Source organism: Vibrio sp. M60_M70 (assembly GCF_037162085.1).
Taxonomy (GTDB): domain Bacteria; phylum Pseudomonadota; class Gammaproteobacteria; order Enterobacterales; family Vibrionaceae; genus Vibrio; species Vibrio diabolicus.
The window spans coordinates 2,535,334-2,547,243 of sequence record NZ_JARLUL010000001.1 but is presented as its reverse complement, the minus strand read 5'-3'; the positions used below and the strand labels follow the sequence as shown (position 1 = coordinate 2,547,243).

At 44.5% G+C, this 11,910-nt stretch carries 13 protein-coding genes; 5 read left to right on the top strand and 8 right to left on the bottom strand.

What is annotated here, in order from left to right; genetic code table 11:
* Window positions 1–2 precede the first annotated feature (2 nt).
* The 4 genes from csdA to P4S59_RS11840 all read right to left on the bottom strand — a co-directional run bounded on the left by csdA (window position 3) and on the right by P4S59_RS11840 (window position 3,624).
* On the bottom strand, window positions 3–1,214 hold the full coding sequence (gene csdA / locus P4S59_RS11855; RefSeq protein ID WP_337168443.1) for a cysteine desulfurase CsdA: 1,212 nt from the start codon (window positions 1,212–1,214) through the stop codon (window positions 3–5).
* Entirely contained in the window at window positions 1,214–1,813 is a 600-nt protein-coding gene (locus P4S59_RS11850; RefSeq protein WP_006742560.1) for a DJ-1 family glyoxalase III, read from the bottom strand. The genes csdA and P4S59_RS11850 overlap by 1 nt, the downstream gene beginning before the upstream one ends.
* Window positions 1,810–2,700: a 2-dehydropantoate 2-reductase gene (gene panE / locus P4S59_RS11845; RefSeq protein ID WP_139060065.1), complete on the bottom strand. Its 891-nt coding sequence runs from the start codon at window positions 2,698–2,700 to the stop codon at window positions 1,810–1,812. Before panE ends, P4S59_RS11850 begins: the two co-directional genes overlap by 4 nt.
* A gap of 108 nt (window positions 2,701–2,808) precedes the next feature.
* Window positions 2,809–3,624: a nucleoside-specific channel-forming Tsx family protein gene (locus tag P4S59_RS11840; RefSeq protein ID WP_033905541.1), complete on the bottom strand. Its 816-nt coding sequence runs from the start codon at window positions 3,622–3,624 to the stop codon at window positions 2,809–2,811.
* Window positions 3,625–3,947: 323 nt separating this feature from the next.
* Here P4S59_RS11840 and P4S59_RS11835 point away from each other — a divergent pair, with 323 nt between their 5' ends.
* The 4 genes from P4S59_RS11835 to P4S59_RS11820 are packed head-to-tail and all read left to right on the top strand — an operon-like array spanning window position 3,948 to window position 7,184.
* Window positions 3,948–4,544, top strand: coding sequence for an LON peptidase substrate-binding domain-containing protein (locus P4S59_RS11835; RefSeq protein ID WP_053809813.1), 597 nt, complete (start codon window positions 3,948–3,950; stop codon window positions 4,542–4,544).
* A complete protein-coding gene (locus P4S59_RS11830) occupies window positions 4,541–5,899 on the top strand; it encodes a DUF4397 domain-containing protein (RefSeq protein ID WP_167426298.1) in 1,359 nt (452 codons plus the stop codon). Before P4S59_RS11835 ends, P4S59_RS11830 begins: the two co-directional genes overlap by 4 nt.
* A 44-nt stretch (window positions 5,900–5,943) precedes the next feature.
* Entirely contained in the window at window positions 5,944–6,528 is a 585-nt protein-coding gene (locus P4S59_RS11825) for an RNA polymerase sigma factor (RefSeq protein WP_005380255.1), read from the top strand.
* Window positions 6,525–7,184, top strand: a complete 660-nt coding sequence (locus P4S59_RS11820; protein WP_048625904.1) for a ChrR family anti-sigma-E factor — start codon at window positions 6,525–6,527, stop codon at window positions 7,182–7,184. Before P4S59_RS11825 ends, P4S59_RS11820 begins: the two co-directional genes overlap by 4 nt.
* Before the next feature lie 63 nt (window positions 7,185–7,247).
* Here the strand turns inward: P4S59_RS11820 and P4S59_RS11815 are convergent, their stop codons facing one another.
* From P4S59_RS11815 to P4S59_RS11800, 4 genes are all read right to left on the bottom strand, one after another.
* The gene (locus P4S59_RS11815) at window positions 7,248–8,600 is read right to left on the bottom strand and encodes an AmpG family muropeptide MFS transporter (RefSeq protein ID WP_006742554.1); all 1,353 of its coding nucleotides are present in this window, start codon (window positions 8,598–8,600) and stop codon (window positions 7,248–7,250) included.
* A 71-nt stretch (window positions 8,601–8,671) separates the two neighbouring features.
* The gene (locus P4S59_RS11810; protein ID WP_053809811.1) at window positions 8,672–9,217 is read right to left on the bottom strand and encodes a peptidylprolyl isomerase; all 546 of its coding nucleotides are present in this window, start codon (window positions 9,215–9,217) and stop codon (window positions 8,672–8,674) included.
* Window positions 9,217–9,786, bottom strand: coding sequence for a YajG family lipoprotein (locus tag P4S59_RS11805; protein WP_012841484.1), 570 nt, complete (start codon window positions 9,784–9,786; stop codon window positions 9,217–9,219). Before P4S59_RS11805 ends, P4S59_RS11810 begins: the two co-directional genes overlap by 1 nt.
* A gap of 32 nt (window positions 9,787–9,818) precedes the next feature.
* The gene (locus P4S59_RS11800) at window positions 9,819–10,973 is read right to left on the bottom strand and encodes a methyltransferase (protein ID WP_337168442.1); all 1,155 of its coding nucleotides are present in this window, start codon (window positions 10,971–10,973) and stop codon (window positions 9,819–9,821) included.
* A 243-nt stretch (window positions 10,974–11,216) separates the two neighbouring features.
* Between P4S59_RS11800 and bolA the strand changes: the two genes are divergently transcribed.
* A complete protein-coding gene (gene bolA, locus P4S59_RS11795; RefSeq protein ID WP_005380262.1) occupies window positions 11,217–11,525 on the top strand; it encodes a transcriptional regulator BolA in 309 nt (102 codons plus the stop codon).
* Window positions 11,526–11,910: the final 385 nt, after the last annotated feature.

Below are 11,910 nucleotides of genomic sequence, written 5' to 3'. Positions count from 1 at the left end.
GGTTATAGCATGTCGACGGCTTTTTCTACGGCGGCGATGAGTCTATCCACATCTTCAGCCGTGTTATAAATACCAAAAGAAACGCGTACCGTGCCTTTAACGTTTAGCGCATCCATCAATGGGTGAGCGCAGTGGTGTCCTGCTCGTACCGCAATGCCTTGTTGATCGAGCAGCGTCGCCATGTCTTGGTGATGAACGCCATCCATCACAAAGGTAAGCACTGAAGCGCTCGGTTGGTAACCGAGGATTTGAATGTCGTCCAACTGGCTTAGTGCTTGGTAAGCTTTGTACTGCAGAGAATGCAGATGTGCCTCTACTTCGGTTTGGTTAAAGCCTTGGTACCAATCGATAGCTTTTGCTAAAGCAATTGCGCCTGCGACGTTCGGTGTACCCGCTTCAAACTTACCCGGCAAGGCAGAAAAGGTGGTTTTTTCAAACGAGACTCTTTCGACCATTTTGCCGCCGCCGTGCCATGGTGGCATCGCTTCTAAAAGTTCAAGCTTGCCATACAGCACGCCAATCCCTGCAGGTGCATACAGCTTGTGGCCAGAAAAGACATAAAAATCAACATCGAGTTCAGCCAAGTTCAACGGTTCATGAACAATACCTTGTGCACCATCAACAACAACAACCGCGCCTACCGCATGTGCCATGGAGATGATTTTCTCAATAGGCTGACGAGAGCCCGTCACATTGGTGATTTGCGCACAAGCAACAATTTTACAGCGGTCAGACAGAAGCACCTTAAACGCGCTGATGTCGAACTGGCAATCTGATGTCATTGGAACTTTTATGACTTTGGCGCCCGTTTGCTCTGCCACGATTTGCCAAGGCACGATGTTAGCGTGGTGCTCCATCTCGCTAATCAAGATCTCATCACCCGGTTGTAACGTGCTGCGGGCGTAAGTTTGTGCAATTAAGTTAAGTGCTTCGGTCGCGCCTCGCGTCCAAATGATTTCTTTAGAGCTGTTTGCACCAATAAAGTTTGCCACTCGTTCTCGTGCCGCTTCAAATTGGCTGGTGGCATTAGCCGTTAAACTATGACTGCCACGGTGAACATTGGCATTTTGCGCACTGTAGTAATGACTGATGACATCAATCACACATTGCGGTTTTTGCGTTGTCGCTGCGCTATCTAGATACACTAAGGGCGTATCGTAGACGGATTGATTTAGAGCGGGAAATTGCTCACGTACAGCATTTACGTCAAACATTATTCTTCACCAAGCTTATGGTAATGCAGAGTAGGCAGAGGGATCATTGGTTCAGCAACTGACCATGCGTGTTTTTTACCTGAGAGTTGAATGATTACTTCCATAGCGAACTCTAAAGCAGTGCCCGGACCTTGACTGGTGATCAGGTTGTGGTTGATATCAAAGGTCACGCGTTTGCTGCGCCACTTCTCTTCCGGGATATGTGACTGAAAGCTCGGGTGACAGGTCATCAGTGATTGTGGGAAAAGATCATGGTGTTGCAATACCAACGCCGGTGCTGCGCAGATAGCAGCGACCAACTTTCCCTCGTAGATGTGCTGCTTAAGGATTTCTATCATCACCGTACTATCACGAAAAATTTCTGCACCACCAACACCACCAGAAAGCGCTATGGCGTCAAACTCATCATCAGCGATATCGACCAGCTTACAATCGGCTGTTAATGTGACTCCGCGAGAAGCTTTCATCGTCAATGAGCCATCAAAAGCAGCACTCGCTACCGTAACGTCATAACCCGCGCGAACCATCATGTCGATAACGGTGACGGCTTCCATTTCTTCGGTGCCCGGAGCGATTGGCACTAAGATTTTCTTACTCATTGTTCTGTCCAGCTTTGTTCTATTTGTTTGATGCGTTGGTAAAGTTTTAAATTCTCAGGCGTATTGATGCGATGTTTCTCGGCAGCCTTTAACAAGTATCCGGTTATAAAATCAATTTCCGTTCGACGTTGATGGAATACGTCTTGCTTCATTGAAGAATAGTTCTCAGCTGTGGCGTTCACCACTTGCATTACCGTATCGAAAAGAGAGCGATACTCGATAGCAATACCTTCTTTACTCATTACTTCAACCAGTTCTTGAGTGATGCTTTCGAGTTGTATCTTAAACTCGGGCTGCGCAAGCTCACCATTCTTACACTGGTGAATCGCAGTCAGTGGGTTAATCGCGCAGTTAATTGCTAACTTAGTCCATAACGCAGATTGGATGTGTGGATTCCAAATGGCCTCTGGAAGGGCATGATGCATAACATCTTGCAGAAAAGCGCACTGCATTCCTTTGTCATTATAACCACCCACTTGCGTTGTTCCGTGACCGGTATGCAGTACGTGTTGGTTATCTGGTTTGTATGCGCCGTGCGTCGTTGTGGCGAGCACTATCGGATTGTTTGGCAGAGCCTTCTCCACGCCAGAGGCGGTACCCATACCATTGTGCATCAGCATGATAATCGTGTCAGCGTTGATATGAGGCAGTAAAGGCTGAATGGCGTCTTCCACTTGCCAAACTTTTACCGTGATCAAAATGAGATCCGCTTTATTTACGGAGGAAATATCTTGATTACTGAATACGGTTGCAGGTGTGTCATCCAACTGAAGTGATTGTTGTCTCTCTGAACTTCTTCCCCACAATGAAACATTGTGTCCGGCAAGCTGAAATTTTGTTGCCCAGAGTGAGCCCACCGCACCTGGACCGAGGATAAGGATATTCACCAAACGCTCTCATTAAAAAGGTTTGCTGCAAGGATAATGAGGGAAAAAAGGAAAGCAAATAAAAATGGCGCCGAAAGGCGCCATTTTTGATGAAACTTAGTGGTTCAATTAGAACTTGTAAGTTACAGCTACGTAGTGACCTACGCCTGAAGACTCAGATTTTGTCGAAGAATCCCATGGTAGACCAGTACCATCTTCGAAACCATATACGTCATGGTATAGCTTCAGACCGTAACCTACCGCGAAGCGGTCAGAGTGCCAGTAGATACCGTTGAACATAGCACCGCCATTACTAACTTGAGAATACTCGTCTTTCATACCAAATTGGTAATCGATGTAACCTTGGTAAGAGATGAATGAACCGTTCTCGAAGAAGTAGAATGGTTTGAACCAGTTAGTCGAGATTTGGAAACCGTTCCAATCTTTTTGGTTTGAGTCGTAAGTGCCGTAAAGGTTTAGACCCATTTTACCAAACCAAGGAACCATTACGTCAGAACCAAGACCTACTTTCTGAGTGTTAACACCGCCATTGTTACCGTCCCATTCAAAAAGAGTAGACAAGTAAAGCTCTTGTACTGGACCGAAAGATAAGTCTTTACCAGTAATAGCGTCTAGAGACATACGAGGGGCGAACTTCATAAAGATTTTACCATCTTTATCAGCTTTATCACTGCTGCTGTCGGAAGTTAGGTTGAATACATCAACGTAGCCGTAAAGGTCGAAAATACCAGAGCGACCGCCAAATTCCATTTCTAGGTAATCGTGAGTTGATTCGTAAGGACCTTTCTCATTTATTGCGCCCATGATGTTGAACTGCATCCACTTGTAATCGTTCTTGTGGATATCGCCATCTGAGTAGTCAGCAGCCATAACTGGAGCTGAAGTAGCCGCTAGAAGGCTAAGAGCTAAAAGTGATTTACGCATAAGGGGACTCTCTATGTTTGTAATGATTCAGAACACGCAATCTGTGCTGCGCTTTCCAATTGGCGGGAATAATAGCGATAAAAATCCCAAATGAAAGTGATAAAGGGTGCAAAATTGAACGTTTTTGGTGAGTTGCGTCACGAAATTATCTTTATTTACGGAACTTTTTGTTTGTTGCATTTGATTGCAATAAATATGTGATTTGGATCGTTTGCGTAAGCGATTTTATGACTTTTTAAGCCAGTCGATTAACCAACATAAATCGTTAGTGATCGGAGTGATAAGGGATTCGTATGTATCGGTGAATCAAAGAGGACGTTTGAATGAAAGAAGTCATGTTATTCCCACTCACTTCAGTTGTACTCCCTGAAGGTAAAATGAATCTGCGCATTTTTGAGCCACGATATAAGCGAATGGTAAAGGAATGCAGCCTACAAAATGTGGGTTTTGGAGTTTGCCTAGTAGGTAATGAAGGTGACCCTAAAGACGTGGGAAATGTTTCATCTATCGGAACTTTGGTCAGGATCGTTGATTTTGAAACACTCAGTGATGGTCTTCTTGGTATTACAGTCGCTGGTGAGAAACGCTTTGTTGTCAAACGAGTTCGTGCAGATGCGGACGGCTTACGCCATGCAGAGGTCGAATGGTTAGAAAATTGGCAACATCCAGACAACTCACCAGATTTCTTCTATTTAAGCAAGCAGTTATCCCATGTTTATGAAGAGTTTCCTCAACTTGGAAATCTCTACCAGCATCGTTTTTACGATGACTCAGCTTGGGTGACCCAGCGCTGGCTTGAATTACTTCCTTTAGACTGCAATCTGTTCGAACAGCTCGTTGGCGCAGAGAACTGCATTCCTGCGTTGCAATTTCTGACAGAAGCCATAGAAGCCCCGACTAACAAAGAGGCAAGGATATGAAAGGATTTAGCAGAGCTGCGCTAACTATGGTGGCGGCATTAGGACTGGCGGCGTGTGGCTCCGACAGCGACACCATCGAGTATTCCAATTTGCAAGCAGTACATGCGTCTTCTGATGCGCCGCTTGCAAATGTGTGGATAAACGATAAATCATCATTGACAGGTGTTGATTATGGTATGGGTTCTGGTTACATGAAGTTACGTGAGGGCATGAACTCAATTCAAGTTGATGTTCAACTTCCAGGCGATGAAACCGCGACTGTAATACCTAAAACAGAATTAGATCTCGATTCAGACCTCAATTACAACGTGTTCGTTGTTGGTGATGCCGATGGTTCGCCAAACCCAGTAGAACCTTTAGTTGTGACTCGCAGCGCCGATTCAATGGCTGATGCCAATAGTTTAGATGTTCAAGTTGTCCATGCAGCGTCTGGCGTTCCTGCCGTTGATCTCTACGTCACTGAGCCCGGGGCTGATCTTGCTAGCGCGACACCGCTTATGAATCTTGCATATAAAGCATCTACAGACGTATTGAACATCCCCGCTGGTGAGTACCAAGTTCGACTTGCTGTTGGGGATAGCGTTGCTTTTGACTCGGGCACAATATCTCTTGCTGCTAATTCAAACTTGACGATTGCCGCTATCAGTACCGGAGATTCAAATAGCACGTCACCAGTTAAGTTGTTGGTATTGGATGGTTCAGGATCTTCTATAATCGAGGATATGGGCAGCCAAGCTGAAGTAAGAGTTGGACATCTTGTCGATGGAGCGCCAATCGTCGATGTCAACGTTAACGGGGCGGCCTTCGGTCCTCTTGCCGACTTAGCGTTCAAAGAGATTCGTGGTTATTTGGATCTCGATGCTGGCGCTTACGATATTGACGTTTACGTGGATGGCACAACAACCAATCCTATTATCGATGTTGACGGATTAATGGTTGCGGGCGGAATGGATTACAGTGTTTACGCAGTCGGTGTTGTTAGCCCAGCGATTGATATCGAACCTCTAGTTGTTGAAGACATGAGACGTGCAGTGGCAACTAGCGCGACGCTGAATGTGACACATGCGGCGGCGAATCCCGTAGCGGAAATGGTGGATATTTATCTCACTACAAGCGCTGGAATAGATGGAAGTGATCCAACTATTGCTAATTTTGCGTACAAAGATAGCGTTCAGGGATTATATGTCGCTGAAGGTACCTATTATGTAACCGTGACAGTGGCAGGCGATCCAAGTACGGTTGCTGTTGATTCAGCACCAGTCAATGTGATGAATGGTGTTGTGTATCAGGTGGTTGCCATTGATGATGGGAACAACGGTGGCTTCAACTTGTTGGTTGATGACGTTACCGATTAGGACGAATGGGAGGAGATGACTTCTCCCTAAAATTAAGGCCGATTATGATGAGTGATAGCCCAAAAAAACTGGGGCGCAGTGATTGGAACGATTACATGGACAAAGTGAAGGCTCGAGATAAAGACGCATTCGCTTTTGTATTCCGTTTTTACGCACCCAAGCTGAAGCAATTCGCTTACAAACATGTTGGTAATGAGCAAGTTGCTATGGAGATGGTGCAAGAGACCATGGCGACAGTTTGGCAGAAAGCGCACCTCTATGATGGGGAAAAGAGCGCGTTATCGACTTGGATATACACCATAATCCGAAACCTATGCTTTGATCTGTTGAGAAAGCAGAAAGGTAAGGAGTTACACATTCATTCTGATGACATTTGGCCGTCAGAATATTATCCACCAGATCTTGTTGATCACTATTCACCAGAGCAAGACATGTTGAAAGAGCAGGTGGTTAAATTTTTAGATATTTTACCGAAAAATCAGAGAGACGTTTTACAAGCGGTGTATCTTGAGGAGCTACCTCATCAGCAGGTCGCTGAATTATTTGATATACCCCTCGGTACCGTAAAATCCAGGCTGAGGCTTGCAGTAGAAAAGCTAAGGCATTCAATGCATACGGAGCAACTATGAACAAACACCCAGATAACAGCTTGTTAGAAGCATACGCTTCGGGAAGCATTGATGCAGTTTCTGGTCTTGTGGTCGCAACCCATTTAGAAACATGCACCAAGTGCCGAGCTTATGTGAACCAAGTCGAAGCCAGCCAAGCGAATATCGTGAGCGACATCCCCTCTGAATATGTCCCTGAATTCGACGATATGTTCAATGATATTATCAATGCGGAGCCAGCGACAGATAACATCGTTATCCGAGATCCTGCCGCAGTGAATGTTGCAGGAAAGAGCTTTGAGCTTCCCAAAACATTAGCGCGTTTCTCTGACCTCGTAGGGTCATGGAGAAGTTACGGAGGCAAGGTTTTCAGTGCTCAGATTGATCTAGGGGAAGATGCTCGTGTTAGCTTAATGTACATCGGAGAAGATGTGCAAATCCCTCAACATACGCACAAAGGCTTAGAATCTACATTGATCCTACATGGTGGGTTTAGTGATGAGGACGGCCAATATGAAGAGGGCGACTTGATGATTCGAGACGCGTCAGTGAAGCACAGCCCTTACACTAAGGCCGGAGAAGATTGCTTGTGTTTAACCGTACTGACTGAGCCGATGATCTTTACTCAAGGTGTGGCACGTATATTTAATATGTTTGGTAAAGGGCTATACCCATAGACCTCTTATCTCATATCTCGCAAAACAAAAACCACCGAATTCGGTGGTTTTTTGATGCGCTTCTTAGTGCTTGTGACGTGCTTTTTCCAATAGAGCATCAAAGTAATGTCGTAGCGAGTACAACATAATCAAGCTTGGCACGACCATAACAGCGGTAAGCACAAAGAACGTGCTCCAGTCATTGAGGTAGTCCACCAGTTCTCCACTGAAAGAAGCAAGAGTAGTTCGTCCGAAGTTGCCCAAAGAGGCAAGCAACGCATACTGCGTTGCCGAGAATGCTTGTCCGGTTAGAATCGTCAAAAATGAAACAAAAGCAACGGTTGAGAAAGCAGTCGTAAAGTTATCGACAATAATGGTTGCTAAATACAGGTGCTCATTTGGGCCTACCGATGCAATCCAAGCAAACATCAAGTTGCTGGCAGACATAGCAATACCGCCGATCATTAATCCACGTACAATACCAAACCTGACGTTGAACATGCTTCCGACAAAGGTAAAGAAGATAGTGGCTCCCCATCCGATCAGTTTGGAGTAATAACCAATTTGTTCGTTACTAAAACCAATATCTTTATAGAACGCGATCGACATCCTGCCCAAAAACGCTTCGCCAATTTTGAATAGGAAAACGAACAGCAAAAGAGTAATCGCGACACGGACGCCATTGCGATTAAAGAAGTCAAGGAAAGGTTCTACAACAGTCACAGTAAACCAAGCCACGACTTTTGAACCAACCACTTCTTTGTGGCGTTGTTCAGCGGCAGACTGAAGTTGTTCGCGTTGAGTCTTCGGTTCACCGACTAAAATCGTAAAGACCATTAGAATGCCGACTATCACCGCCATCCCGTAATACACGCCATTCCAACCGACACTATCAGCATTAACAAACGCTAAATAACCCGGTAGTGAATAACCTGTCCACCAGCCAATGACCGCCATTGCAGAAGCTTGTGGCAGCTTAGATTCTTCTGATTTTGGGAAAGTATCAATACGAAAAGCATCAATCGCAATGTCTTGTGTTGCTGATGCGGTTGCAATACACAAGGCGAGTAGAGACGCAAACACCAAGTTCTCTGCTGGATTCACGCCCGCAATAAATACCGTCGCGACGAGTACAATACTTTGACAGAAGAAAATCCAGCTACGCCTTTGTCCAAGTAGTCGATAGAGCACTGGTAGCTTCACCCGGTCTACGAGTGGCGCCCAGAGAAAGTTAATTGCATAAACCGCAAAGACACTACCAAAGTAACCTATTGCGGATAGGGTCAAACCAGCGTCTTTTAGCCAGCCAGACATATTTGAACCGATAAGTACCCACGGAAAGCCGCTAGAGCAGCCCAACATGAAAACCCACATGAGTCGTTTATCGAGGTAACTTTTTACCGTTTCCAACCAAGTGATGGAAGGTAATGAAGACATAAATCAATCCAATAAAATGAAGCCGTTGAAAGAGAAAGCCCTTCGATTATTCAAAGGGCTTATCGTTTTGGCTATTTAAGTAGTGTTGCTTTAGTGATGACGATTTGAGTCTCGGGAACATCACGCATACCGCGAGTCGTCGTAGTTGGCTGTTTTGCCATTTTTTGGATAATGTCGAATCCTTCCGTGACCTCGCCAAATACCGCATAACCCGGTGGACGAGCGCCGTAGTTTAGAAAATCATTGTCGACTAAATTGATAAAAAACTGACGAGTAGCAGAGTCAGGCGCGTTGGTGCGTGCCATTGCAATCGTCGCACGGTCATTATTTAAACCGTTATTACCCTCGTTTTTGATTGGAGCGTAAGTCTTCACCATTTGCATATCTTGGTTAAAGCCACCACCTTGCGCCATAAAGCCTGGAATAACGCGGTGAAAAATAGTGCCTTCATAGCTACCGTCTTCTACATATTTCAGGAAGTTCGCTACCGTAATCGGCGCTTTATCTTCATTCAGTTCGACAGTAAATGAACCTAACGTTGTTTCAAACGCCACTTTTGGTCCAGCCCAAACGCTGCAGCTGAGTAGCGCGAGAGAAAGAATTGCCTTGCGTAACATTAGAAACGCTCCTGCATATACTGACGAAGCTCAGGATCATTGGCAATTTCTTTAAGTGTTAATGTCACTACATCATTCAGTGTTTGCTCAATGTCGGCATCAGACGCACTCAATGTGCCAGAACGCTTCGCAGTGCCTGTGTAAGTTTTGACCAGCTTGCCTTCTGGTGTTTCTGCGGTGATTTCAAGCACGACTTTTGCGTCCATCTCATTTTCCATCACCGAATGCTTTACGTTAACTAATGCTTCTTGAACGTTTAATTCAATTGCATTGTTGCTGTTTAGATCGGCATGGAAGCCTTGAGATGAAAACTGCTTCTCTAATGCTTCTTCTAACGCAATACGTAAATTCTGTTTAGCATGAAGAGGAAGAATGTTCGAACGGCCGTTATCCACCAACGCCACGTACTGCGCTGCACGTACATCTTTGCTGGTCAAGCTGTAAGTCTTGCCTTGAACAATTGGATTGGTGCTCAGTGTGCTTTCTGGCATCAAATTCAGCTGAGGCTGTTGAGGAGCTGAACACGCAGCAAGCAATGCAACCGAAGCCGCAAGTACCAATTTTCTCATTTTATTATTCCTTTTAACTATTTTGCTAAAGCTTATTTTGCGCTTAATTTAGCAGGATTTTTTGTGGCCTGTAAAATCACAAACTTATTGTTGGAAGCGATAAGTTTCACATTCTTATCGCCAAACAGCCGTTTTAGTTTTGCGTCGTAACCAAGATGACGATTTCCAATCACCAGTAACTTACCACCTTCACTTAATACTTGCTTTGCATCACAGAACATTTGCCAAGCAATATGATCGGTGATTGCCTGCTGTTGGTGAAAGGGTGGGTTACACATAATCATAGAGCAGCTGTTGTGTTTAAAACCGTCCAAACAATTGTTTGCAACACACTGTATGTATCTATCTTTACCAAGGTTATCTAGCAGGTTCTGCTTCGCGGACTCAAGCGCCATAAAGCTTTCATCAACACATGTTAATCGAGCATTCGGATTCAGCTGACCAAACTTCACAGACAGAACACCATTACCGCAACCGAGATCGATAACATTATCTACCAATGGGTCTTGAGGTAGGTGCTGCAGCATAAAACGCGCACCTAAATCTAAGCTTTCTCCTGAATAGACATTTGGCATGTTCTTGAGTTCGATATCTTCGCCATCAACGCGCCAAGTAGTGAAAGGGCTCACTTCAATTGTTGGTTCAACCGTTGCTTGAGCAAATACCAATCGGTGCTTTTTCCATGCCAGAGATGTTTTTGTCTCACCCAAATATTTTTCAAACAGTTTTAGCGTTGAAGTATGAATGTCTTTCGCTTTATTAACTGCAATGACGGGGCAGGATGCAGGCAGTGCTTTTCTTAACTGACTGAGTATCCAAACGAGATGACGGTTACTTTTTGGCAGTTGCAGCAATACGAGAACAGTATTGGAAGGTACGGGATCCATCGTGGTTGCAAACGCTACCTTATTGCACTGGTTTTGCTCAAGGTTCTGCTGCACACCTTTATGAGAAATGAAAGAATCACTCATTAGCGTCACATGGTGCTTTTCTGAAAACCAGCAGGAGAGGGCACCAAAGTTGTCATTAATCACGAGGATGTTTTGATTGTCTGGCAAAGCAAGTTCTTCAACATGATTAATAAGATACTCATCACCGGCATCCCACGCTTGTAGAGTTTCATTGCTGCGTTTTGGGAAACGATGAAGTGTTAAGCTTCGCTCGTGAAGATTCAGTTCGGTTTTCATAGCTAAATGTAAGTTGATTTAGAAATTAAGTGTTATTGTCGCAAATGATGACGTGTCGAGATACAAAAAGCTGTCAAATTTTACGTGTTCAGTGGTGGTCGCTCTCTAGGCATGTTCATAGCGTCAAGCGCTTTGAAATCAGTTGAACGTAAAATGCATCAATAATGAGAGTGATGTTTGAGTGATACACGTCTGCTTTACTTAGGTATATACTTATGGAATTCGCATCAATGAGGAACGAATATGATCCAAGAAATCATAGAGAAGAAACTACACAGTGAGCTGCAACCAAGCTATCTCAAAGTGATTAATGAGAGCTACATGCATAATGTGCCACCAGGCTCGGAGAGTCACTTCAAAGTGATTGTTGTGAGTGATTCGTTCGCGGGACAGCGTTTGATTGGACGCCATCGCCAAGTTCATCAAATTTTGGCAGATGAGCTGGATAACCACATTCATGCACTAGCTATCCATACATACACTGATGAAGAGTGGAAGCGAGAACAAGATGGCGCTCCTGATAGCCCTATGTGTATGGGTGGCGGTCACTAAAGACGCAAAATATAAAGGTGCAGAGAAAAGGTGGCTAAGGCCATCTTTTTTCGTTTTACATTCTTTAGGGGCATCGATGTGGCACAAATTCTGGTTAAAAAATGTGTTAACAGTGTTTCAACAAATGAATGGAAATTGCAGGATATTTCAGGCGATGAATATGACTTTTCCATAAGATATGTATGGAATATGGCATTTGTGCGATCGGTCAAAGTTATGACTATTCTTTGACCTTTTAGACCTGATTCTACCGAAATAACCCCTCTATTCTAATGATTGGTCATGGCATCAAGTTCCTAAAAAATGCTAGACTACGGCACCTGATAAATCTCGCGTATTCCTTGTGACGAGATTTTTAATAGGATGTTGCGATTTTGATGTTTAA